We start from the raw sequence: 24,051 nt of genomic DNA, 5'->3' as shown, positions 1-24,051 counted from the left end.
CGGCGCTCTGGGGTGGGTCGGTCCCGACAGTAGCCGAGCCGTGGCCGGCGCCGACCGGGCCTGCACCGGTGCGTCCCGGGTCGGACGCAGTGGTCCGAGGGCCCGCGCCCGGCGGGTAGGTTGGGACCCTGCGTCGGCCCGGTGGCCGCGCGACGCCGGCAGCGTGGCTGGCCTGCAGAGACACCCCACGGAAGGCATGCAGTGGAGATCTGGCCCGGGACGGCGTACCCCTTGGGCGCCACGTACGACGGCAGTGGCGTCAACTTCGCGCTGTTCAGCGAGGTGGCCGAGCGCGTCGAGCTGTGCCTCGTCGACGACGACGGCACCGAGACCCGCCTCGACCTGCCCGAGACCGACGGCTTCGTCTGGCACGGCCACGTCCCCGGGATGCAGCCCGGCCAGCGCTACGGCTACCGCGTCCACGGACCGTACGACCCCGAGAACGGGCACCGCTGCGACCCGAGCAAGCTCCTCCTCGACCCGTACGCGAAGGCCGTCGAGGGGCAGGTCGACAACGACCCCTCGCTCTTCTCGTACGACTTCGACGACCCGACCGAGCGCAACACCGACGACAGCCTCGGGAAGACGATGCTCTCGGTCGTCATCAACCCCTACTTCGACTGGGGGCACGACCGGCCGCCGCGGCACGAGTACCACGAGAGCGTCATCTACGAGGCCCACGTGCGCGGCCTGACGATGACCCACCCGGAGATCCCCGAGGAGGTCCGCGGCACCTACGCGGCGATCGCCCACCCCGCGGTCATCGAGCACCTCACCGACCTCGGCGTCACGGCCCTCGAGCTGATGCCCGTGCACCAGTTCGTCCAGGACACCTCGCTGCAGGCCAAGGGCCTGACCAACTACTGGGGCTACAACACGATCGGCTTCCTCGCGCCGCACAACGCCTACGCCCGCTCGGACCGCGGCGAGCAGGTCACCGAGTTCAAGGCGATGGTCAAGGCGCTGCACGAGGCGGACATCGAGGTCATCCTCGACGTCGTCTACAACCACACCGCCGAGGGCAACGAGATGGGCCCGACGATCTGCTTCCGGGGCATCGACAACGCCGCGTACTACCGGCTCGTCGACGACGCCAAGGAGCACTACTACGACACGACGGGCACCGGCAACAGCCTGCTCATGCGCAACCCGCACGTGCTCCAGCTCATCATGGACAGCCTGCGGTACTGGGTCACCGAGATGCACGTCGACGGCTTCCGCTTCGACCTCGCGGCCACCCTGGCCCGCCAGTTCCACGAGGTCGACAAGCTGAGCGCGTTCTTCGACCTCATCCAGCAGGACCCCGTGATCAGCCAGGTCAAGCTCATCGCCGAGCCCTGGGACATCGGCGAGGGTGGCTACCAGGTCGGCGGGGTCCCGCCGCTGTGGACGGAGTGGAACGGCAAGTACCGCGACACCGTCCGGGACTTCTGGCGCGGTGAACCGGGGTCGCTCGGGGAGTTCGCGTCCCGCATCACCGGCTCCTCCGACCTCTACGAGCACAGCGGTCGCAAGCCGATCGCGAGCATCAACTTCGTCACCGCCCACGACGGCTTCACGCTGCGCGACCTGGTGTCCTACAACGAGAAGCACAACGAGGCCAACGGCGAGGACGGCCGCGACGGCGAGGGCCACAACCGGTCGTGGAACTGCGGTGTCGAGGGCGAGACCGAGGACGCGGAGGTCCTCGCCCTGCGAGCCCGCCAGCAGCGCAACTTCCTCGCGACCCTCCTGCTCAGCCAGGGCGTGCCGATGATCGCGCACGGCGACGAGATCGGCCGCACCCAGGGCGGCAACAACAACGTGTACTGCCAGGACAACGAGATCTCGTGGGTCGACTGGGACCTCACCGAGGACCAGCGCGACCTCCTCGCGTTCACCGCGGCCCTGACCCGGCTGCGTCGCGAGCACCCGGTCTTCCGGCGGCGCCGGTTCTTCGCGGGCAGCGCCGACCACGGCGGGCAGTCCGAGCTCGGCGACATCGCGTGGTTCCAGCCGAGCGGCGAGCCGATGGCCGAGGACGACTGGGCCGACGGCCAGGCCCGGATGATGACCGTCTTCCTCAACGGCGAGGCCATCCCCGGCCCGGACACCCGCGGGCGGCGGCTCGTCGACGACGACTTCCTCGTCCTCTTCAACGCCGACCACGAGGACCACGACTTCGCCCTCCCCGCCAAGGAGTGGGGCGAGCGGTGGTGCACCGAGGTCGACACCGCCGCCGACCACGTCGAGCCCGAGTGGCACGACGCCGGCTCGACCCTCACGGTCACCGCCCGCTCGGTCGTCGTGCTGCGCGACCCGCGCGAGACCCCGACCGCGGCGTCCGGAGCGGCCGGCGCGACGAGGAGCTGACGCCCGTGGTGGCCCACCGACCCGACCCCGCCCGCGTCGTCCCGACGGCGACCTACCGCCTGCAGGTGCACGGCGGCTTCACCTTCGACGACGCCGCCGTGCAGGTGCCCTACCTCGCCTCGCTCGGGGTCTCGCACGTCTACCTGTCCCCGGTGCTCCAGGCCGCGCCGGGCTCGACGCACGGCTACGACGTCCTCGACCACACCCGCATCAGCGAGGAGGCCGGCGGTCGCGAAGCCTTCGACCGGCTCGTGGCGGCCTGTCGCGAGGCGGGGCTCGGGGTCGTCGTCGACGTCGTGCCGAACCACATGGCCGTCCCCTCGCCGGAGCACCTCAACGCGCCGTTCTGGTCGCTGCTGCGCGAGGGCCGGCGCTCGCCGTACGCCGGCTGGTTCGACGTCGACTGGGTGGCCGAGGACGACCGCATCCTCATGCCGGTCCTCGGCGACGCCCTCGGGGAGGTCCTCGGGCGGGGCGAGCTGGTGCTCGCCGACGACGGCGGCCCGAGCGGCACCGAGCACGTCCTGCGCTACTACGACCACGAGTTCCCCGTGGCGCCCGGCACCGAGGAGCTGCCCCTCGCCGAGCTCGTCGAGAGCCAGGCCTACCGGCTCACCAGCTGGCGCGAGGGGGAGGCGCTCAACTACCGGCGCTTCTTCGACGTCACCACGCTCGTCGCGGTCCGGGTCGAGGACCCGGTCGTCTTCACCGCGACCCACGCGCTGCTCCTGGCCCTCCACGGCCACGGCCAGGTCGACGGCTTCCGCATCGACCACCCGGACGGCCTCGCCGACCCCGGCGGCTACCTCGAGCGGCTCGCCGAGGCCACCGGCGACGCGTGGGTCGTCGTCGAGAAGATCCTCGAGGGGCCGGAGCGCCTGCCCGACGCCTGGCGCTGCGCCGGCACGACCGGCTACGACGCGCTGCTGCGGGTCCAGCAGGTGCTGACCCCACCCGACGCCACCGGCACCCTCGACCGGCTGTGGGCCGAGGTCGCACCCGGCGAGGCCTCCCTCGAGGCGGTCGTCGAGCAGAGCAAGCGGCTGGTCGTCGACGACGTGCAGGCCGCCGAGGTCGACCGCCTGATGCGGCTGGCCCGGCGCATCGTGCCGGACGCCGACGCCGCGGCGCTGCGCCGGGCGCTGGAGGCCCTGCTCGTCTCGATGGACCGCTACCGTGCCTACGTCGTGCCCGGCCGCGGGGTCGACCCCGAGCAGGCCGCGGTCGTCGACTCGGCGGCGGCCCGGGCGCGGGCGCTGCTCGCACCGAGCGACGAGGACGCCCTCGACCTCGTCGTCCGTCTCGTCCTCGACCGCGGCGTGCCCGAGGCGGTCCCGGACACCGGCCGCGTCGCCGACGAGCTGCGGGTGCGCTTCCAGCAGACCTGCGGCCCGGTGATGGCCAAGGGCATCGAGGACACCGCGTTCTACCGGTGGTTCCGCCTCGCCGGCGCCAACGAGGTGGGCGGCCACCCCGAGGTGCTCTCCGCGGAGGTCGACGAGTTCCACGCCTGGTGCGCCGTGCAGCAGGCCGAGTGGCCGACGTCGATGACCACGCTCACGACGCACGACACCAAGCGCTCCGAGGACACCCGGGCCCGGCTCATGGTCCTCGCCGAGGACGCCGAGGGCTGGGCGGCGTGGCTGGAGCGGGCTCGCGAGCTCGCCGCGCCGCACCGCACCCCGCGCGTCGACGCCCCGACCGAGTACCTCGTGTGGCAGACGCTCGTCGGCACCTGGCCGATCTCGGGCGCCCGGCTCGAGGCCTACCTGCTCAAGGCGGTGCGCGAGGCCAAGGTGCACACCGCGTGGGTCGACGGTGACGAGGAGTACGAGGGCGAGGTCGTCGCCTTCGCCCGCGCGATCGGCCGCGACACCGCGGTCCACGCGCACCTCGACGCGTGGACGGCGCCGCACGAGCCGGCGACCCGGGCCAACATCCTCGGCCAGAAGCTCCTCCAGCTGACCATGCCGGGGGTGCCGGACGTCTTCCAGGGCTGCGAGATCGGGCGGCTGGCCCTCGTCGACCCGGACAACCGCCGCCCGGTCGACTGGGCCGACCGGGCGCTGCGGCTCTCCCGCGTCCTCGACGACGAGCCGACCTTCGACCTCGACGACGAGAAGATCCGGCTCACCGCGCTGGCCCTGCGGCTGCGGCGCGAGCACCCGGGCTGGTTCGTCGGCGAGGAGGCCACCTACCTCCCCTGGGAGACCGGCACCGGGCACGCCCTGGCCTTCGCCCGCGGGGACTCCGCCGGTCCGCGGGTGCTCACTGTCGTCACCCGCGCCGCGGGTCGGCTCGCGCAGGCCGGCGGCTTCGGCGACGCGTCGCTCGAGGTGCCCGAGGGGGAGTGGGTCGAGGTGCTCGCCGGGCAGCCGGTGGCCGGGGGTGCCGTCCCGTTGGCCGTGCTGCTCGCCGACCACCCGGTCGCCCTCCTCGTGCGGCAGGACGCCGGATGACCCCACGCAGCCTCGAGGTCTGGGCTCCGCGCGTCGAGCGCGTCGACGTCGAGTGGGCCGACCCGGGAGGGGCGCCCCGCCGCGACCCGATGCTCGCCGCCGCCGGCGGCTGGTGGCGCGTCGACCTGCCCGGCGACGTCGCGGGTCCGGTCGACTACGCCTTCGTGCTCGACGGCGAGGAGCCGGCCCTCCCCGACCCGCGCAGCGCGTGGCAGCCGGGCACCGTGCACGGCCCGAGCCGCACCGTCGACACCGCGGCGTTCCCGTGGACCGACGACGCGTGGAGCGGCGTGCGCCACGGCGCCGGCAGCCTCGGCGCGGTGTTCTACGAGCTGCACGTCGGCACCTTCACCCCCGAGGGCACCTTCGACGCCGCGGTCGGGCGCCTCGAGCACCTCGTGGCCCTCGGGGTCGACGTCGTCGAGGTGATGCCGGTCGCCGCGTTCCCCACCGACCGCGGCTGGGGGTACGACGGCGTCGGGCTGTACGCCGTGCAGGACGCCTACGGCGGCCCGGCGGCCTTCGCCCGGTTCGTCGACGCCTGTCACGCCCGCGGGCTCGGCGTCTGCCTCGACGTCGTCCACAACCACCTCGGGGCGAGCGGCAACTACCTCGCCCGCTTCGGGCCGTACTTCACCGAGGCGCACGAGACGCCGTGGGGTCCCGCGGTCAACCTCGACCACGAGGGCTCGGCGGAGGTGCGCCGCTTCCTCGTCGACAGCGCCCTGCGGTGGTTGCGCGACTTCCACGTCGACGCGCTGCGCCTCGACGCCGTCCACGAGCTCAAGGACGACTCTCCGCGCCACTACCTCGCCGAGCTGTCCGACACCGTGGCCGCACTCGCCACCGAGCTCGGCCGGCCCCTCGACCTCGTCGCCGAGTCCGACCTCAACGACCCGGTGATGGTCACGCCGACGGCCGGCGGGGGCCGCGGGATGACGGCGCAGTGGGACGACGACGTGCACCACGCCCTCCACGTCACGCTGACCGGCGAGACCCAGGGCTACTACGCGGACTTCGCGGGCGCCCCGGGCTCCCCGGAGCAGGGGCCCCTCGCCGTCCTCGCGAAGGTGCTCACCCGCGGGTTCCTCCACGACGGCACGCGGTCCTCGTTCCGCGGCCGCGACTGGGGCGCCCCCGTCGACCGCGAGCACCTCGACGCCCGGCGCTTGCTCGGGTACCTGCAGACGCACGACCAGGTCGGCAACCGCGCTGCCGGAGAACGGATCTCTGCCCTCGTCACCGACCCCGCGCTCCAGGCCGCCGGCGCCGCCCTCTACCTCCTGGCGCCGACCACCCCGATGCTCTTCATGGGGGAGGAGTGGGCCGCCTCGACCCCGTGGCAGTTCTTCACGAGCTTCGCCGAGGACTGGCTCGCCGACGCCGTGCGCGACGGGCGTCGCGCCGAGTTCGGGTCGCACGGCTGGTCCGCCGACGCCGTCCCCGACCCACAGGACCCCGCCACCCGCGACCGCTCCGTCCTGCGCTGGACCGAGGTCGAGGAGGCCGACCACGCGCGGATGCTCCGGTGGTACACCGACCTCGTCGCGCTGCGCCGCCGCCTCCTCGGGTCCGGGCCCACCCGGTTCGCCGACGTCGAGGTGACCTACGACGAGGACGCGCGCTGGCTCGTCGTGCGCCACCGCCCGGCGGGCCGGTCCGGCCACGCCGTCGTCGCGGTCCTCGGCGAGGACGGCGCGTCGGTGCCCGTGGGGGCCGGCGAGGTACTCCTCACGTGGGATTCCGACGGAGCCGGACTCGACGCCGGGACGATCTCACATCGTTGTCGATCCGTGTCCGTCGTCGGTCTCGAGGGTCCCTGAACGGCCGTTAGGGTGCCCGGGGGCGGACCGACCGCCCCGGGGAGGAGTACGCGGTCGTGGGCGGTGCGCACCTGCTCCGCCGGCGCTTGGGGGCCCACCCCGTCGCGGTCGCCGCGATCGTCGTCTCCGTCCTCGCCTCACTCGTCGTCGTCACCGCCCTCCAGCTCCTCTCGGCGCGGATCACCGACTCCGGCGTGCGCTCCGGCCTCGACGTCCCGGCCGCCGACCGCTCGCTCTTGCTCACCGCCTCGGTGCGTCCGGGTGACCTCGCCGCCGCCGACGCCGCCTTCCGCTCGGCCGTCGCCCGGCTGCCGCAGCCGCGGGTCACCCGGGTCGGCACCGCGACGACGCGGTCGATGCCCGGCCGGGCCGGCACCGACCGGGCCCTGCTCGCCGACGTCGACGGCCTCGAGGCGGCCACCGAGCTGACCGCCGGCGCGTGGCCGGGGCGCCCGGACGACGCCGCCGCGGCCGGGCGCGGTCGGGTGCCGGTCGCGCTGCCCGAGTCCGCGGCCACCGCCCTCGGGGTGCGGGTCGGCTCCACGCTCCCGCTCGCCGACCTCGTCGACGCGACGAAGCCGAGGGTGACGGTCGAGGTCGTCGGGCTGTTCCGCCCGCGTGCCGCCGACGACGCGCTGTGGGCCGACCTGCCCCTGGGACTCGACGGGGTCACGGAGTCCGACTTCACCACCTACGGCCCGTTCGTCGTGGCCCCGGGCACCTTCGACGGGCCGCTCGTCGGCACCTCGAGCGTCACCTGGCGCGCGGTCCCCGACCTGACGGGCGTCAGCGCCGCCGATGTCGGGGCGCTGGCCCGGACCACCGACGAGGTCGTCACCGGGCTGCGCGTCGGCGTCGGGCTCCCCGCGGTCGAAGGGGTACCGGAGACGGCGCGCCCCGCGACCGTGCCGGTCGAGAACGCCCGGGTGGCGACCGGGCTGCCGGCCCTGCTCGACGCCGCCGGCCTCGTGGGCGACCGCGTGCGCGTCGCGCTGCTCACGCCGACCGTCCTCCTCGGCCTGCTCGGCGGGGTCGCGCTCGTCGGCGCGGCCGCCCTCCTCGCCTCGCTGCGGGTCGGCGAGACCCGGCTGCTGCGCACCCGGGGTGCCTCGACCAGCCGCCTCGCGGCGCTCGCTCTCGGGGACGCCGTCGTCGTCGCGGCGGTGGGGCTCGTCGGCGCGGTCTTCGCCGCCCCGGCGCTGGCCCATCTCGTGGCCGGGGAGCCGGGACCCGCGTGGAGCACCGCCTCGCTGGGGGACGCGGTCCTGTGGCGCACGGCGGTCCCACTGGCCGGCCTCGCCGTCGCCGTGACGGTCGCGACGACCCTCGGCGTCGGGCGCTCGCGCGAGGGGGGCCGGACGCGGCCGGCGGCGCTCCGGCTCGCCGCCGGCTCCGGTCTCGACCTCGTGCTCGTCGTGCTCGGTGTCCTCGCGGCGGTCCAGCTGCGGCGCTACGACGCCGCCGGCGACACGACCGTCGACCCCGTGACGACCGTCGCACCCGCACTCGTCGTGGCCGGCCTCGCGGTCCTCTGCCTGCGCCTGCTCCCCGTGCTGGCGCGCGTCGTCTCGCGGTGGGGTGCAGGGCGGCCGGGGCTCGACGCCGCCTGGGGTGGATGGCAGTTCGCCCGGCGGGTCGCCGGCCAGGGTGGCACGCTGCTCCTCGTCCTGCTCGCCGCCGGGATGGGCACGATCGCCCTCGGCCACTCCGCGACCGTGGACCGCGCGGTCGCCGACCAGTCGGCCTTCGACACCGGTGCCCCGCTGCGGGTGGTCCGTGAGGTGGCCGGGCCCGGTTCGGCCGCCACCGGGGCGCTCGTCGACCGCGCGTCCGGCGACCCCCGGGCGGTGACCCCGGTGTGGCGCGGCAGCGTCGACCTCGGCGGCACCGAGGGCGTCACGGTCCTCGGGGTCGACGCCGACGCGGCCCGACGGGTCCTCGACCCCCGGCCCGACACCCTCGACGCGCCGTGGTCGCAGGTCGCCGGCCGGCTCGTCGCGCAGCGCGACCTCGGCGGCGGCGTCGAGCTGCCCGGCTCGCCGCGCGCGGTGCAGGTCACCGTCTCGGTGGCCACCGGGTCACCGCTCGGGGCCGACGGCTTCGCGGGGTCGCTGCGCGTGCGCGACGCGCGAGGCTTCGTCAGCGCGGTGCCGCTCGGGCTGGTCTCGACGACGTCGCGGACGCTCACCGCCGACCTGTCCGGGCTCGGGCTGGCCGCACCGGTGTCGGTCGTCGGCGTCTCGGTGCCGCTGCCCGACTACGTGTACTACTTCCTGCCCGAGCCGTCGTTCGCCCTGCACGTCACGGGGCTGTCGGCCGACGGGCGCACCGTGCCCGTGCCGAGCGACTTCCGCGACGACTCCGACCGGCTCGGCCTGTGGTGGGCGGCGCCGGCCGGGAAGCGCGCGAGCGTGGCGGCGGTGATGACCCGTGAGGTCGCCGACGCGCTCCAGGCGACCGAGGGGCGCACCGTGACCCTGCCCCTCGGGGTGCGTGACCTTCCGGTCACCGTCGTCGCCGTCGTCGACTCGCTGCCGACGGCGACCATCCCCGGACGCGGCATCCTCCTCGACCTGCCGAGCCTCGAGGCGGCCCCGGACCGGGTCGGCGGCGGCTCGGACGTGCGCAGCCGCAGCGTCCTCGACCCGCAGGAGTGGTGGGCCGCCCCCGCGCACCCCGAGGCCGCGGCGGCCACCGTCCGGGCCGACGCCCCGTACGGCACGACCGTCCTCGTCGAGGACGAGGCGGTCACGTCCCGGCTGCGCGAGCCGGTCAACGCCGGGATGCGCTCGGCGATGCTCCTCGTGACGCTGGCGTCGGTCCTCCTCGCCGGGGTCGGCTTCGCCGCGAGCACCGCGGCGCTCGGCCGGGCCCGCCGGCACGAGAACGCCGTCCTGCTCGCCCTCGGGATGCCGCCGCGGCGGATCCGGGTCGTCCTCGTCCTCGAGCGCCTGCTCGTCGTCCTCGTCACCGTCGTCGTCGGGATCGTCCTCGGGGTCGTCGCCGCGGTCACCGTCGTCCCCCTGCTCGTCGGCGGGGACGGGCACCCACAGGTGCCGCCGGTCCGCGTGCAGCTGCCGGCGACGCTCCTCGCCGGGTACGCGCTGCTGCTCCTCGTCGCCCTCGGGGTGGTCGGGGCCCTCGTGCTGCGCAGCTCGAGCCGAGACCTCGCCGGCGAGCTGCGCGAGGGGGAGACGGCGTGAGCGGGCGGCACGTCGCCAGCCGGGGAGCGGAGCCGGTGGAGACCACCGGCACCCTCACCCCAGCCGTGCTGGCCCGGCGCGGCCTGCTCTCGTCCCGTGCGCCGGCCGTCGTGCTCGCCGTGCTCGCCGCGGTTACCGCGACGTTCCTCGTCGTCACCCCGCGGGTGGAGTCGGTGGCGCGCGACCGGGCGGTCGGCGATGCGGTCTCGGCCGCCCGGGCCCAGGCGCGCGAGGTCGGGGTGCGCCTCGCTCCGGCTCGCGGCTTCGAGGTGCCGACCGTCTCGGCGACCCCCCGTCCGGGCCCGGACGCCCCCTTCACGGAGGTCGACGCCGCGGTGCGCTCCGTGCTCGGACCGCGCGTCGGCCGGCTCCTCGGCCGGCCGACCTGGGCGGCGCAGACCGACTCCCTGACCGTGGCCCACCCGGACGGCTCGACCCTGCGCCCGGACGGGTCGCTCGCCGTGCTCCGGGTGCAGAGCGACCTGGGCGCGTACGTCCGGTGGAGCGCCGGCACCGCCCCGGGCGCGCCGACGACGACTCGTGCCCTCGACCCGGTGCGCCCGGGCCACGTGACGGCGGTCGTGCCGGTGGCGCTCGCCGACACGACGGCGCGCTACTGGGGCGTCTCGGTCGGCGACCGCCTCGTCGCCGTTCCCGACGGCCAGCTGACGCCGGTCGCGCTCGAGGTCACCGGCACCTTCGTCGCGACCGACCCGACCGACGGGTTCTGGCAGGCCGAGCCCCGGATGAACGGGCTCGCGGCGATCGCCACCGACCAGGGCGGGGTGGTCAGCGAGGGGGCCCTCGTCGCCGCGGCCGAGAGCTTCTCCGCGGTCTCCGACGGCCTCGACCGACCGGCGCCCGGGACCGGGATGCCGTCCGAGTCGACGGTGCTCACCTCGAGCTGGCGCTACCCGCTCGAGCCCTCGCGGCTGCGTGCCGCCGACGTCGAGCCGCTGCGCCGGGCCGTCGTCCGGCTCGCGACCGACGCCCGGCTCGGCGGCCGCGAGGGCCGGCTCGAGACGACGACGGGCCTGGCCGGCATCCTCGACGCGTACGAGGCCTCGATCCGCAGCGTCCGGGTCATGACGTCCTTCGCGACGGCCGGCCTCACCGCGCTCACCGTGCTCGTCCTCGCCCTCACCGCGGTCGTCGCGGTCGCCCGCCGGGCGCGCGAGGTGGGCCTGGTCCGCGCCCGGGGCGCGTCGCTGCGCCAGCTCCTCGGGAACGTCGTGGCCGGCACGGCCCTCCCCGCCCTGCCCGTCGCGGCGCTCGCGGTGGGCGCGAGCGTCCTCCTCGTGCGAGGCACCACGGGGACCGGGGCCTGGCTCGAGGTCGCGGCGGTCACCCTCGTCCCGGCCCTGGCCGCCGCGGTGGCCGTCCTCGTCCGGGTCCACGCGAGCGAGCGGGACGAGTCCGCCGAGGAGGCCGCCCGGAGACGTCGCCTCGTCCGGGTGGCCCGGCGGGTCGTCGCCGAGCTCGCCGTCGTCGCGCTCGCCGCCGCGGCCGTCTCCACCGTCCGCACCCGTGGCTCCGAGATCGCCGGGGGCCGCACGGACTGGACCGCCGCCCTCACCCCGGTGCTCGTCGCGGCCGTCGCCGCCCTGCTCGTCCTGCGGCTCCTGCCGTGGCCGGTCGGCGTGGCCGCGCGCCTCGCCGCACGGCGCCGGGGGCTCGTCGGCTTCCTCGGCCTGGCCCGTGCCGCCCGCACCGGGGCGACGGCCGCCCTCCCGGTCCTCGCCGTCGTCGTCGGCGCCGCGGTCCTCGCCCTCCTCGCCGCGCTCGGCACGACGGTCTCGCACGAGCGCGAGGTGGCGGCCTACCGCGCGGTCGGCGCCGCGGTCCGGGTCGACGCCGTCCGGGTCGACGCCGACGACCTCGCCGCCCTCGAGGCCCGGCCGGGCGTCGGCACGGCCGTCCCGGCGTACGTCGCGACGGGCAACCTCGTGAGCGGCAGCCGGGCGACGCCGGTCTCGGTCGTCGGGGTCGACCCGCGGGCCTACGCCGCGCTCGTGCGAGGCACGCCGGCCGAGGTGACGACGCTGCCGACCGGTGGCGGCGACCGCGTCCCTGCGGTGCTCGGCCCCCTGGACGGGGTGTCCGGCGACGTCGAGCTCGCCGTCCGTGGCACTCGGGTCCCGGTGCGGGTGGTCGGCCACGACCCCGGGCTCGTGCGCGTCGGCGGTGGCCAGGAGCTGCCGGCCGTCCTCGTCCCGCTGGACCGGCTCGGGGCCGGGGTGCCGTCGGCCACCGGGACGTCGGCGTTCCTCACCGCCGACGCCGACGCCGCACGGGCCCTCGCCTCCCTCCGCGACCCGGGCACGGCCACCCCGAGCGGGCGGGTCACCGGGGTCGACACCGTGGCCGCGGCGAGCGCGCGCGTCGCCGACCGCGCACTCCCACGGCTCGTCACGTGGACCTTCCTCGTCGGCGCCGTGCTCGCCGGCGTGCTCACCCTCCTGGCCGTCGTGCTGCTCCTCGTCGCGACCCGCCCGGACCGCGCCGCGCTCGTCGTCCGGCTGCGGACGATGGGCCTGCCGCACGGCGCGGAGCGCTCGCTCGCCTGGACCGAGGTGATGCCGGTCGTCGCTGTCGCCGCGCTGGCCGGCGGACTCGTCGGGGCGGTGGCCCCGACCCTCGTCGCGGCCGCCGTCGACCTCGGCCCGTTCACCGGCGGGGCGCCGTTCCCGCCCCTGCCCGTCCACCCGGTCGCCGCGGTCGGCGCCGGGCTGCTCGTCACCGTCCTCGGGGCCCTGGCCCTCGTCCTCGACGCCGCGGCCGCCCGCCGCGGCCGGCTCGCCGACCACCTGCGCAAGGGAGACACGGCATGACCACCACGCCCACCACCCGGAGGCGGCGCGACGTCGCGGTGCCCGACGGCCCGGACATCCACTGCGACAACCTCGTGCGCATCTACCGGGCCGAGGGCATCGAGGTCGTCGCACTGCAGGGCCTCGACCTGGAGGTGCGCAGCGGTGAGCTCGTCGCCCTCGTCGGCGCGTCCGGCTCGGGCAAGTCGACCCTGCTCGGCATCCTCTCCGGGCTCGACCGGCCGAGCGCCGGCCTCGCCCGGGTCGCCGGCCACGACCTCGGCACGATGCAGCGCGCCGAGCGGCTCGAGTACCGTCGCCGTACCGTCGGCTTCCTCTTCCAGCAGGCCTCGGCCAACCTGCTCCCGTACCTCACCGCCGCCGAGAACGTGGAGCTGCCGATGATGCTCGCGGGCGTGCGCTCGCGGCAGCGCTCGGCCCGGGCGCACGAGACGCTCGAGGTGCTCGGCATCGCCGACTGCGCCGACCGTCGTCCGGGGCAGCTGTCCGGCGGGCAGCAGCAGCGGGTGGCGCTCGGCGTCGCCGTCGCCAACCGGCCGCGCGTGCTGCTCGCCGACGAGCCGACCGGCGAGCTCGACACCCGCAGCAGCGACGAGGTCTTCGCCGCGATCCGGCGGGCCAACACCGAGTTCGGGACGACGACCCTCGTCGTCACCCACGACGCGCACGTCAGCGAACAGGTGGCCCGCACCGTCGGCATCCGCGACGGCCGCACCTCCACCGAGGTGCTCCGCCGCGACGCGGTCGGTGCGGACGGCGAGGTCGGCCGGGTCGCCGAGGAGTTCGCGGTCCTCGACCGCGCCGGCCGGCTCCAGCTGCCGAAGGCCTTCACGACCGCCCTCGACCTGCGTGACCGGGTCCGGCTCGGCCTCGAGCCCGACCACATCACCGTCCGGTCGACGCGCGAGGACGTGGAGGAGGCGCCGTGAGCGGGGAGCTGCTCCGGGTGCGTGGGGTGGAGCGCACCTACGGCTCCGGCGAGACGGCGGTCCGGGCGCTGCGTGGGGTCTCCCTCGAGGTCGCGCCGGGGGAGCTCGTCGCGGTGCGGGGGCGCTCCGGCTCGGGCAAGACGAGCCTGCTCAACGTCATCGGCGGGCTCGACCGGCCGGACGCCGGGACGGTCCACCTCGGCGACCGTGAGGTGACGACGATGACCGACGCCGACCTCCTCGCCCTGCGCCGCGGACCGGTGTCGTACGTCTTCCAGTCCTTCGGCCTGGTGCCGATCCTCACGGCGCGCGAGAACGTCGGGGTTCCCTTGCGGCTCAGGGCGGTCGAGGCGGCCGAGCGCGAGCGGCGGGTCGCCGAGGCGCTCGAGCACGTCGGGCTCGCCGACCACGGCGAGCACCGGCCGGACGAGCTCTCCGGTGGTCAGCAGCAGCGGGTCGGCCTGGCTCGTGCCCTCGTCGCCGAGCCGGGGCTGCTCCTCGCCGACGAGCCGACCGGCCAGCTCGACTCCGAGACCGCGGGCGAGATCATGCGGCTCATCGCCCGGCTGGCCAAGGAGCGGTCGATGACGACGCTCGTCACGACGCACGACCCGGCCCTGCTGGCCGTCGCCGACCGCGTCCTCGAGATCGCCGACGGCCACCTCGTCGACCCCGGGTGAGCGTCACTCGGGGACGCGGACCATGCCCTCCTGGGCGACGGTGGCCACGAGCGAGCCGTCGGCGGTGAACATCCGGCCGAGGCCGAGCCCGCGGCCGCCCTGCGCGGACGGCGACTCCTGGGCGTAGAGCACCCACTCGTCGGCGCGGGCCGGGCGGTGGAACCACATCGCGTGGTCGAGGCTGGCCATCTTGAGCCCGCGCGTCGTCCACGGCAGACCGTGCCGGCGCAGGATCGGCTCGAGGAGGCTGTAGTCGGAGGCGTAGGCGAGGACGGCGTCGTGGACCAGCGGCTCGTCGGGCAGCCGGCCGACCGCCCGCATCCACACCCGTTGGTGGGCCACCGCGTCGGCCGGGGGAGCCGCGAAGAGGTTGCCCTCGACGTGCCGCAGCTCGATGGCCCGGCGCGAGATGTGCTGTGCCCGAGGGTCGTCCACGCCCTCGAACGCCTCACGAAGGGACGGCACGGACTCCGGCTCGGGCGCCGGCGGGGCGGCGTCCTGGTGGTCGAGCCCGCCGTCGGGCACCTGGAAGGACGTGCTCATCGAGAGGATCGGCTGGCCGTCCTGGATGGCGTGGACGCGCCGGGTCGAGAACGAGCGGCCGTCACGCATCCGCTCGACCGAGAAGGTGATCGGGCGGGTGTCGTCGCCCGGGCGCATGAAGTAGGCGTGGAGGGAGTGCAGCCGCCGGGGGACCTCGCCCACGCCGGCCACCGTGCGCCCGGAGGCGACGACACCCTGGGCGAGCACCTGACCCCCGAACACCCGGCCGTGCGGCTGCCTCTGGCTGCGCCCGCGGAAGAGGGTGATGTCCTCGGCGAAGGTCGAGGGGATGGCCAGCGCCGGGTCGGTGAGGCTCGTCGGCTGGACGCTCACCTGGGCGGACCCGAGCTCCTCGAGGTCGAGGGTCCGCAGGAGGTCGTCGAGGGGGTCCACGGGCGCGTCGCTCACGCGGGTCACGATAGCCAGCCCGGGGGAGGTGCTCAGGCGACGAGGGGTCGGCGGGCCCGCTCGCCCGCCCCGCGTCGCCCGGACGCGACCGGGGTGCGCCCGGCCCGCACCCGCTCGGCCGCCCGGGCGAGGCGGTCGACGGCCTCGCGCATCGTCTCCGGCGGCAGGACGTGCGGCACCCGGATCCAGCGGTCGAGGCCGCCGTCGACGGCGAACCGTGGACCCGCGGCGACGAGCAGCCCCTCCTCCTCGGCGGCTGCGGCGAGTGCGGTGGAGGACAACCCGGTCGGCAGCTCGCACCACAGCGACAGCCCGCCGCGGGGCACGGTGAACCGCACGTCGGGCAGCCGCTCGCGCAGCGCGCCGGCCAGGGCGTCGCGGGCGGCGACGAGGCCGGTCCGCCGCTCGGGGGTCAGCCCGGGGGAGCGCTGCATCAGCTCGGCGAGGACGAGCTGCTCGAGGACCGGGGCCCCGAGGTCGCTCGTCACCCGCGCCTCGACGAGGGCCCGCAGCGCCCCGCGCGGCGCCCGGACCCACCCGGTGCGCAGGCCGCCCCAGTGCGACTTGGACGAGCTGCCGACCGTGACGGCCTCCGGTGCGTGGGCGGCGAACGGCAGCGGGGCCGGCCCACCGCCGAGGTCGACCTCGGCGATCGTCTCGTCGACGACCGGGGTGGTGCCGGCGGCCCGCAGCGCGTGGGCCATCCTCGCCCGGCCGTCGTCGTCGAGGAGGACCCCGGTCGGGTTGTGGAAGTCCGGGATGAGCGCGGCCGCCCGCGCCCCGGTCGCGCCGACGAGCCGGACCGCCTCCTCGAGGTCCCAGCCGGTGGGGTCGACGGGCAGGCCGTGCAGCCGGGCGCCGGCGGCCCGCAGCGCGTCGAGCGTGTTCGGGTACGAGGGGTCCTCGACGACGACGCGGTCGCCGGGGCGGAGCAGGGCGCGCGCGACGACGCCGAGGCCGGCCACCGCGCCGGACGTGACGAGGACGTCGTCGGCCGAGGTGGGCAGGCCGCGCTCGCGGTAGCGCTGGGCGACCGCCTCGCGCAGCTCCGGGACGCCGTAGGTGAGGTAGCCGGCGCCGCAGAGGTACGCGGGCAGCCGCTCCACCGCCCGCTCGTAGGCCTCGACGACGCCCGCCGGAGCGCGGGTCGCCGCGCACGTGAGGTCGATGACGCCCTCGGCGACGTCGGCCGGGTAGAGCCCCCCGGTGCCACGGCGACGGGCACCGCTCGGCAGCGACGCGACCGACCCCGAGCCCTGCCGGGAGACGAGGTACCCGCTCTCGCGCAGCACGTCGTAGGCGCGGGTCACGGTCGTCCGGCTCACCCCGAGCGGGCGGGTGAGGTCACGCTCGCTCGGCAGCCGGGCGCCGACGGGGACGCGCCCGTCGGCGATCGCCAGCCGCAGGGCGTCGGCGAGGGCGCGGTAGGCCGGGCGGACCCCGGAGACGTCGCCGACGAGGCGCGCGGTGCGGGCGGCGCTGATCGTGGGGCTCGGGAACACGTGGCCACTGTGGCACGATTGGCCCTCGAATCCCAGACCAATCAGGCCGACGATGGAGCCATGTCACCGATGCAGCTCGCCCGGCGGGGCGTGGCCCGACGGGTCGCCCTCACCCCGATGACCCCGCTAGAGCAGGTGCGGGCCGGCCGGATGGGCCACCGCGTCGTGCAGCTGCTCGTCGGGCTCGTGCTCTTCGGCGTGACGATGGCCCTCCTCGTCCGCGCGACCCTGGGCCTCGAGCCGTGGGGCGTGCTGTCCTACGGGCTGATCCGGCACATCCCGCTCAGCTACGGCGAGATGGTCATCGCGACCTCGTTCGTCGTGCTCCTCCTCTGGATCCCGCTGCGCCAGTGGCCGGGGCTCGGCACGGTGCTCAACGCCGTCGTCATCGGCCTGGCCACCGACGCCACGCTCTCGCTCGGGCCGCCGGTCGAGGGCCTCGGCTGGCGCGCGCTGCTCATGGTCGTCGGCGTCGTCGGCAACGGCCTGGCCGGTGCGCTCTACATCGGCAGCCAGCTCGGTCCCGGACCGCGCGACGGGCTGATGACCGGCCTCGCCCACCGCACCGGCCGCTCGATCCGCCTCGTGCGCACCTCGATCGAGGTGACCGTCGTCGTCCTCGGCTGGACCCTCGGCGGCGTCGTCGGGCTGGGCACCCTCGTCTACGCCCTCCTCATCGGGCCGGTCGTCCAGCTCTTCCTGCCGATGCTCACCGTGCGCCTCGGGCCGCCGGCTCAGGAGCCGGAGCTCGCCGAGACCTCCGGCTCGTAGCGCCACGACCACACAGCCGCCGCCCACGCGGCGAGCAGGAGGGCCACCGAGGCCCCGAGCGCCCAGCGCAGCGACGTCCCGGGGTCGTCGGTGCGGGCGACGGCCACCTGGTAGGTCGTCATGAGGACCGCGGCCCCGATCGCGGCGCCGATCCGTTGCCCGGTCTGCAGTGCCCCGCCGGCCGCGCCGCCCATCCGGGGCGGGACCTCGGCGAGCGACAGGGTGATGTTCGGCGAGACGACGGCGCCGCCGCCGAGGCCGGCGACGAGCAGGGGGGCCGCGAGCGCCCACCACGGGAGGTCGCCGTCGAGGGCCGGGACGACGACGGCGAGCGCGACGAGGCCGGCCATCATCACGCCGAGGGCGACGACGGTGATCGGCCGGCCGACCCGGCTGACCAGCCGCCCGGCGAGCGGGCTCGCGACGGCCGACCCGACGGCGAACGGGGTGAGGAGCAGCCCGGCGTGCAACGGCGTGTAGTCCAGCCCCTCCTGGAGGAAGACGCTGAGCACGAGGAAGACCCCGGTGAAGCCCGTGAAGTACAGGCTGCCCACGAGGATGCCGCTGGCGTAGCCGGGCGTCGCGCGCAGCAGCCCGAGGTCGAGCAGCGGCTCGCCGCCGGAGTGGACCACCCGGCGCTCGCGGCGGACGAACGCCGCGCCGGCGACGGGGACGAGGAGGAGCAGGAGCAGCGGCCACCGGCGGCCCGACTCGAGGCTGACGACCGGGTAGAGCAGCGCGAGGACGGTGACGCCGAGGAACGCCGCGCCGGGGAGGTCGAGGCGGGTGTCGCGGGGCGCGTCGTCCAGCCGCCCCGGCACGAGGCGGGCGATCGCCACGAGGAGGACGAGGCCGATCGGCACGTTGACGAGGAAGATCCACCGCCAGCCGTTCTCCGCCCCGAAGAAGGCGATGAGCAGGCCGCCGAGCACCGGCCCGATCGCCGACGACACCGACACGGTGAACCCGAAGAGCCCGAACGCGACCCCGCGCTCCGGGCCGCGGAAGAGCGACTGGATGAGGCCCGAGCTCTGGGGGGTCAGCAGGCCGGCGGCGAAGCCCTGGACCAGCCGGGCACCGACGAGGACCGCGACGTGCGGCGCGAGCCCGGCCGCCGCGCTCGAGAGGACGAACCCGGCCAGCCCGACGAGCATGACGACCCGCCGGCCGTGCGCGTCCCCGAGCCGGCCGCCGCTCACGAGGACGAGCCCGAGGGCGAGGGCGTAGCCGGAGACGACCCACTGGACCGCGCCGGCGGTGGTGTCGAGCCCCGCCCGCATCGAGGGGATGGCGACGTTGACGATGGTCACGTCGAGCAGCACCATGAAGCCGACGACGAGGGTGACGCCGAGGATGCGCCAGCGCCGCGGGTCGGGGGTGTCCTCGGGGGCCGTCCGCTCCCGCTCCTCGGTCTCCTGGCTCACCCGTCCACGCTAGGTGCTGGCGGCGGCGGATGGCCCGGGGAGGCCTCGCGGACCGCAACCCTCGACGCGCCCCTTGGTCACAAGTTCGTCACGTCGTCGTCCCGGGAGGCCCGAGCCTCTGCGGTGTTCGCCCCCGGCGGTGCTAGGTTCTGCCCACCACGGCTGCGACCACCCGGGGCGCAGCCGCCCGTCTCGAACACGAGTTCGTACCCACGGAGGGCCGATGATCCGTATCACCCGCACCTGGCGCATCGGGGTGGCCGTCACGGCGGCCAGCCTCTCTCTCGCGGCCTGCGGCAGCAGCGACAACAGCGGCGGCGGCAGCAGCAGCGGCGGAGGCGACTGCAAGGAGCAGAACCTCGCCTTCCTCGGCGCCCTGACCGGCGACGCCGGCGCCCTCGGCGTCAACATGGCCAACGGCATCCAGCTCGCCGTCGACGAGTACAACAAGGACGCCAAGTGCAAGGTCGGCTTCAAGAAGTTCGACTCCCAGGGCAGCCCCGACAAGGCCCCCGCGCTGGCCACCCAGATCGTCGGCGACAAGACCATCGTCGGTCTCATCGGTCCCGGCTTCTCGGGTGAGTCCCTCGCCACCGGCAAGACCTTCTTCGAGTCGGGCCTTCCCTCGATCTCGCCCTCGGCGACCAACGTCACGATCACCCAGCAGGGCTGGACCACCTGGCACCGCGTCATCGGCAACGACAACGCGCAGGGCAAGGCCGACGCGAAGTACCTCACCGAGACGGTCGGCGCCAAGAAGGTCTACGTCGTCGACGACGCGCAGGACTACTCCAAGGGCCTCGCGACCGTCGTCAAGGACAGCCTCGGCGCGGCCGCGGTGGGCTCGGACGAGATCCAGGTGAAGCAGACCGACATGTCGGCCACGGTCACCAAGATCACGGCCGCCGGTGCCGACGCGGTCTTCTACGGCGGCTACTACACCGAGGCGGGCCTGCTCGTGAAGCAGCTGCGCCAGGCCGGCTGGAAGGGCACCTTCATGTCCGGCGACGGCGCCGAGGACCCGTCGTTCGTCAAGGTCGCGGGTGCGGCCGGCGACGGCGCGATCCTCTCGGCCCCGGCGGCTCCCGCCCCGGCCGACTTCGCCAGCAAGGTCAAGGAGGACACCGGCAACGAGGCGGGCCTGTACACCACGCAGTCCTACGACGCCGCGAACATCTTCCTCGCCGCGCTCAAGGCCGGGAAGACGGAGCCCAAGGACATCAACGACTTCATCAACTCCTACAGCGGCGACGGTGTGAGCGGACCGATCTCCTTCGACGACAAGGGCGACATCAAGACCTCGACCATCTACGCGTACATGGTCAAGAACGGTGCGCTCGACACGGAGAACCCGACCCCGATCAAGTGACCGGGTTCGCACGCCAGAACCGATGACGACTCGCGGCCGGGGGCGGCACCGCCCCCGGCCGCTGTCTCTGCCGTAGGAGTGCCGTGGACTTCTCGTTCCTCTTCACCAACATCGTCGAGCTGACCATCACCGGTCTGGCCATCGGCGCCGTCTACTCGCTGGTCGCGCTCGGGTACACGATGGTGTACGGCGTGCTGCAGCTCATCAACTTCGCCCACTCCGAGGTGTTCATGTACGGCACCTTCGCGGTGGCGTGGGTGTTCGTGTTCCTCCACGGCACGGTGCCGGTCACCCAGAGCCTCGGGTCGACGATCGGGCTGCTCGTCGTGGCGCTGCTGGCCGCGATGGCGCTGTCGGCGGCGATCGCCCTCGTCATCGAGCGGGTGGCCTACCGACCGCTGCTCAAGCGTGGGGCCCCGCGGCTCATGGCGCTCATCTCGGCGATCGGCGCCTCGTTCGCGCTCTCCGAGCTGATGGGCCTGCGTGACCGCGTCGTCGGGTGGGTCGGGTTGCGCGACAACCTCGACAACTACGTCTCCAAGGCGCGCGACACCTACTCCAACCCGGTGACCATCCAGCCGGACACGGTGTTCCACATCGGTTCCTACGGGGTCAAGAACGTCGACATCATGGTCATCGTCGCCGCGCTGCTCATGATGGTCGCCCTCGACCAGTTCGTCCGCCGCACCCGCTTCGGGCGCGGCATGCGGGCGGTGGCGCAGGACCCCGACTCGGCAGCGCTCATGGGCGTCAACGCCTCCCGCATCGTGCGCGGGACGTTCGTCCTCGGCGGCATGATGGCCGGGGCCGCGGCCACGCTCTACATGGTGAAGATCGGCTCGACCCGCCAGGACTCGGGCTTCATCCTCGGCGTCAAGGCCTTCACCGCGGCCGTCCTCGGGGGCATCGGCAACCTGCGCGGCGCCCTCGTCGGCGGGCTCATCCTCGGGGTGGCCGAGAACTACGGCGCCGGCATCTTCGGCACCCAGTGGAAGGACGTCGTGTCCTTCGTGCTCCTCATCCTCATCCTCCTCGTGCGACCCTCCGGCCTGCTCGGTGAGTCGCTCGGAAAGGCGCGTGCGTGATGGGCGTCGTCCGCACCTACCTCGACCGCATGGCGCGGCGCTACGCCGCCCTGCCGCGGCCGGCTCGGCTCGCCCTCATCGTCCTGCTGGTGGTCTTCTTCTACGTGCTGCCGCTGCTGCGGCCCCCGATCATCACGACCGAGCAGATCGACTTCGGCGGGGTGATGTTCGGTGTCGCCGCCACCGCACTGGTCGCCGTCGGCCTCAACATCGTCATCGGCTACGCCGGCCTGCTCGACCTCGGGTACATCGGCTTCTACCTCGTCGGCGCGTACACGACCGGCGTGCTCACCGCCTACCACTTCGCGTGGCCGTTCTTCCTCGTCCTGCCCCTGGCGGTCGTCGTGACCATGGCGACCGGCGTCCTGCTCGGTTGGCCGACGCTGCGGGTGCGCGGCGACTACCTCGCCATCGTCACGCTCGGCTTCGGGGAGATCATCCGGCTGATCGTCACCAACGTCGACTGGCTCGGTGCGGCGGCCGGCATCAAGGACATCCCGCACCCCCCGAACATCGGGCCGGCCCCGAAGCCACCCTTCGACCAGGGCGGCCTGTTCAGCATCCCCAGCCTCCAGTGGGATGGCATCATCCCGTCGATCGACCAGGGCCGGGACACCCGGTTCCTCATCTTCGGGGCGCTGAGCGCGGTGCCGTACTACTGGCTCATCCTCACGTTCCTCATCCTCATCCTCTTCGCCGACCGCCTCGTCAAGGACAGCAGGGTCGGCCGGGCGTGGGAGGCCACCCGCGAGGACGAGGACGCCGCCGAGCTGATGGGAGTGCCGACGTTCCGCTTCAAGCTCCTCGCGTTCGCGCTCGGGGCGGCGATCGGTGGCCTGTCGGGGTCGCTCTACGCGAGCAGCCAGGGCGGTTACATCAACCCGCAGAGCTTCCCGCTGCTGCTGTCGATCCTCTTCGTCGCGGCGGTCATCGTCGGCGGCGCGGGCAGCCGGTGGGGCGCGATCGTCGGCGGCACGCTCGTCGCCTACCTCCCGGAGCGCTTCCGGGAGTTCGCCGACTTCCGGCTGCTCGTCTTCGGCCTGGCCCTGATGATCCTGCCGGTCTACCGGCCGCAGGGCCTCCTGCCCCCACGGCGCACCATCCGCGCCCGGGTGGCGGCCAAGGAGATCGACCAGCTCGAGGGGCGCGACGACGCCCACACGGAGGTGCTCTGAGATGGCCGAGCGTGCCCGCGTCCTCGAGGTGGACGACGTCACCCTCCGCTTCGGCGGCCTCACCGCGCTGGACTCGGTGTCGCTGCACATCGACGAGGGCGAGATCCTCGGGATGATCGGCCCGAACGGTGCCGGCAAGACCACCGCCTTCAACGTCATCACCGGGGTCTACCAGCCCACGTCGGGAGCGGTCCGCTTCGAGGGCCAGCCCCTGGCCGGCCTCAAGAAGCACGCCATCACCCAGCGCGGCATCGCCCGCACGTTCCAGAACATCCGGCTGTTCAACTCGATGACGGCCCTGGAGAACGTGCTCGTGGGCGCCGACGCGCACCACTCCAGCGGGGTGCTCTCCGCGCTGTTCCGGACCTCGAAGCACCGCCGCGAGGAGGACGACGGCCACGAGCGCGGCATGGAGCTGCTCGAGTTCATGGGGCTGACCTCCCGGGCCGACGAGCTCGCCGCGAACCTCTCCTACGGCGACCAGCGACGCCTCGAGATCGCCCGCGCCATGGCCACCGGCCCGAAGCTGCTGTGCCTCGACGAGCCGGCCGCGGGCTTCAACCCGCAGGAGAAGGTCCAGCTCATGGAGCTGATCAAGCGGGTCCGCGACCGCGGGTACACCGTGCTGCTCATCGAGCACGACATGCGGCTCGTCATGGGGGTGACCGACCGGATCGTCGTGCTGGAGTTCGGCAAGAAGATCGCCGAGGGCCCCCCCGCCGAGATCCGCGACGACCCCGCGGTCATCGCCGCCTACCTGGGAGTTGATGAGGATGCTTCTTGAGGTCGAGAACCTCTGTGTCAACTACGGGCACATCGAGGCCATCCGCGACATCTCCTTCGGGGTCGAGGAGGGCCAGGTGGTCTCGCTCATCGGGGCCAACGGCGCGGGCAAGACGACGACGCTCAAGACCATCTCAGGGCTGCGTCCGGTCCGCGCCGGGCGGGTGCTCTTCGACGGCCAGGACATCACCCAGGTCCCGGCGCACGAGCGGGTCGCGCTCCGGCTGAGCCAGGCACCCGAGGGACGCGGCGTGTTCGTCGGGATGTCCGTGCGCGAGAACCTCGACATGGGCGCGTACGTGCGGACCGACCGCAAGTCGGCGGCCTACACCGAGGACCTCGAGCGCGTGTTCCACCTCTTCCCGCGGCTCTACGAGCGCGAGCGGCAGATCGCGGGGACGATGTCCGGCGGTGAGCAGCAGATGCTCGCCATCGGCCGGGCGCTCATGGCCCGGCCCAAGCTGCTGCTGCTCGACGAACCGTCGATGGGGCTGGCGCCCAAGCTGATCCAACAGATCTTCGCCATCATCAAGGAGATCAACGAGCAGGGCACGACGGTGCTCGTGGTCGAGCAGAACGCCGCCCAGGCGCTCAAGCTGGCGCACACCGCGCACATCCTCGAGACCGGCGAGATCGTGCGCTCGGGGACCGGTGCCGAGCTCGCGGGCGACGAGTCGGTGAAGGCCGCCTACCTCGGCGGCGACGTCTAGCCGG

General features: G+C 74.5%; 16 protein-coding genes. 13 read left to right on the top strand and 3 right to left on the bottom strand.

Features of this window, described 5'->3' with window-relative positions:
- Positions 1–201 precede the first annotated feature (201 nt).
- The 7 genes from glgX to PKA89_RS02530 are packed head-to-tail and all read left to right on the top strand — an operon-like array spanning position 202 to position 14,277.
- Positions 202–2,352, top strand: a complete 2,151-nt coding sequence (gene glgX, locus PKA89_RS02560) for a glycogen debranching protein GlgX (RefSeq protein WP_324416300.1) — start codon at positions 202–204, stop codon at positions 2,350–2,352.
- A gap of 8 nt (positions 2,353–2,360) precedes the next feature.
- Positions 2,361–4,811 carry a malto-oligosyltrehalose synthase gene (treY, locus tag PKA89_RS02555; RefSeq protein ID WP_324416298.1) on the top strand — a complete coding sequence of 817 codons (2,451 nt, stop codon included), beginning with the start codon at positions 2,361–2,363 and terminating at the stop codon, positions 4,809–4,811.
- On the top strand, positions 4,808–6,634 hold the full coding sequence (gene treZ, locus PKA89_RS02550) for a malto-oligosyltrehalose trehalohydrolase (protein WP_324416296.1): 1,827 nt from the start codon (positions 4,808–4,810) through the stop codon (positions 6,632–6,634). Before treY ends, treZ begins: the two co-directional genes overlap by 4 nt.
- 56 nt (positions 6,635–6,690) lie before the next feature.
- Positions 6,691–9,837: an FtsX-like permease family protein gene (locus tag PKA89_RS02545; protein ID WP_324416294.1), complete on the top strand. Its 3,147-nt coding sequence runs from the start codon at positions 6,691–6,693 to the stop codon at positions 9,835–9,837.
- On the top strand, positions 9,834–12,668 hold the full coding sequence (locus PKA89_RS02540; protein WP_324416292.1) for a hypothetical protein: 2,835 nt from the start codon (positions 9,834–9,836) through the stop codon (positions 12,666–12,668). The genes PKA89_RS02545 and PKA89_RS02540 overlap by 4 nt, the downstream gene beginning before the upstream one ends.
- Positions 12,665–13,597, top strand: a complete 933-nt coding sequence (locus tag PKA89_RS02535; RefSeq protein WP_324416289.1) for an ABC transporter ATP-binding protein — start codon at positions 12,665–12,667, stop codon at positions 13,595–13,597. Before PKA89_RS02540 ends, PKA89_RS02535 begins: the two co-directional genes overlap by 4 nt.
- Positions 13,594–14,277, top strand: coding sequence for an ABC transporter ATP-binding protein (locus tag PKA89_RS02530; RefSeq protein WP_324416287.1), 684 nt, complete (start codon positions 13,594–13,596; stop codon positions 14,275–14,277). The genes PKA89_RS02535 and PKA89_RS02530 overlap by 4 nt, the downstream gene beginning before the upstream one ends.
- 3 nt (positions 14,278–14,280) lie before the next feature.
- Here the strand turns inward: PKA89_RS02530 and PKA89_RS02525 are convergent, their stop codons facing one another.
- The gene (locus tag PKA89_RS02525) at positions 14,281–15,228 is read right to left on the bottom strand and encodes an acyl-CoA thioesterase II (protein ID WP_324416285.1); all 948 of its coding nucleotides are present in this window, start codon (positions 15,226–15,228) and stop codon (positions 14,281–14,283) included.
- Positions 15,229–15,260: 32 nt separating this feature from the next.
- Positions 15,261–16,730 (bottom strand): PLP-dependent aminotransferase family protein, encoded by a 1,470-nt coding sequence (locus PKA89_RS02520; protein WP_324416283.1) that lies wholly within the window; start codon positions 16,728–16,730, stop codon positions 15,261–15,263.
- A 60-nt stretch (positions 16,731–16,790) separates the two neighbouring features.
- Here PKA89_RS02520 and PKA89_RS02515 point away from each other — a divergent pair, with 60 nt between their 5' ends.
- Complete coding sequence (locus tag PKA89_RS02515) at positions 16,791–17,501, top strand: hypothetical protein (protein ID WP_324416281.1); 711 nt, start codon at positions 16,791–16,793, stop codon at positions 17,499–17,501.
- Here PKA89_RS02515 and PKA89_RS02510 read toward each other — a convergent pair.
- Positions 17,465–18,925, bottom strand: coding sequence for an MFS transporter (locus tag PKA89_RS02510; protein WP_324416280.1), 1,461 nt, complete (start codon positions 18,923–18,925; stop codon positions 17,465–17,467). The genes PKA89_RS02515 and PKA89_RS02510 overlap by 37 nt on opposite strands.
- A gap of 223 nt (positions 18,926–19,148) precedes the next feature.
- Here PKA89_RS02510 and PKA89_RS02505 point away from each other — a divergent pair, with 223 nt between their 5' ends.
- The 5 genes from PKA89_RS02505 (at position 19,149) to PKA89_RS02485 (ending at position 24,047) form a co-directional block, all read left to right on the top strand.
- On the top strand, positions 19,149–20,294 hold the full coding sequence (locus tag PKA89_RS02505) for a branched-chain amino acid ABC transporter substrate-binding protein (protein ID WP_324416278.1): 1,146 nt from the start codon (positions 19,149–19,151) through the stop codon (positions 20,292–20,294).
- Positions 20,295–20,377: 83 nt separating this feature from the next.
- Positions 20,378–21,379, top strand: a complete 1,002-nt coding sequence (locus PKA89_RS02500; protein WP_324416276.1) for a branched-chain amino acid ABC transporter permease — start codon at positions 20,378–20,380, stop codon at positions 21,377–21,379.
- The gene (locus PKA89_RS02495) at positions 21,379–22,554 is read left to right on the top strand and encodes a branched-chain amino acid ABC transporter permease (RefSeq protein WP_324416274.1); all 1,176 of its coding nucleotides are present in this window, start codon (positions 21,379–21,381) and stop codon (positions 22,552–22,554) included. The genes PKA89_RS02500 and PKA89_RS02495 overlap by 1 nt, the downstream gene beginning before the upstream one ends.
- A gap of 1 nt (position 22,555) precedes the next feature.
- The gene (locus PKA89_RS02490; protein ID WP_324416272.1) at positions 22,556–23,338 is read left to right on the top strand and encodes an ABC transporter ATP-binding protein; all 783 of its coding nucleotides are present in this window, start codon (positions 22,556–22,558) and stop codon (positions 23,336–23,338) included.
- Complete coding sequence (locus PKA89_RS02485; RefSeq protein ID WP_324416270.1) at positions 23,328–24,047, top strand: ABC transporter ATP-binding protein; 720 nt, start codon at positions 23,328–23,330, stop codon at positions 24,045–24,047. Before PKA89_RS02490 ends, PKA89_RS02485 begins: the two co-directional genes overlap by 11 nt.
- Positions 24,048–24,051: the final 4 nt, after the last annotated feature.

The sequence above is a fragment of the Phycicoccus sp. genome (assembly GCF_035325325.1).
Lineage (GTDB): Bacteria > Actinomycetota > Actinomycetes > Actinomycetales > Dermatophilaceae > Phycicoccus.
Note: the sequence above shows the minus strand (reverse complement) of the source record. Positions and strands in the feature narration are given on the sequence as shown.

What these genes read in the sequence shown, in the direction of transcription:
- PKA89_RS02490 (WP_324416272.1), top strand. Translation starts at nt 22,556, where the DNA reads ATGGCCGAGCGTGCCCGCGTCCTCGAGGTGGACGACGTCACCCTCCGC.
- PKA89_RS02515 (WP_324416281.1), top strand. Translation starts at nt 16,791, where the DNA reads ATGTCACCGATGCAGCTCGCCCGGCGGGGCGTGGCCCGACGGGTCGCC.
- PKA89_RS02505 (WP_324416278.1), top strand. Translation starts at nt 19,149, where the DNA reads ATGATCCGTATCACCCGCACCTGGCGCATCGGGGTGGCCGTCACGGCG.
- PKA89_RS02535 (WP_324416289.1), top strand. Translation starts at nt 12,665, where the DNA reads ATGACCACCACGCCCACCACCCGGAGGCGGCGCGACGTCGCGGTGCCC.
- PKA89_RS02485 (WP_324416270.1), top strand. Translation starts at nt 23,328, where the DNA reads ATGCTTCTTGAGGTCGAGAACCTCTGTGTCAACTACGGGCACATCGAG.
- treZ (WP_324416296.1), top strand. Translation starts at nt 4,808, where the DNA reads ATGACCCCACGCAGCCTCGAGGTCTGGGCTCCGCGCGTCGAGCGCGTC.
- PKA89_RS02495 (WP_324416274.1), top strand. Translation starts at nt 21,379, where the DNA reads ATGGGCGTCGTCCGCACCTACCTCGACCGCATGGCGCGGCGCTACGCC.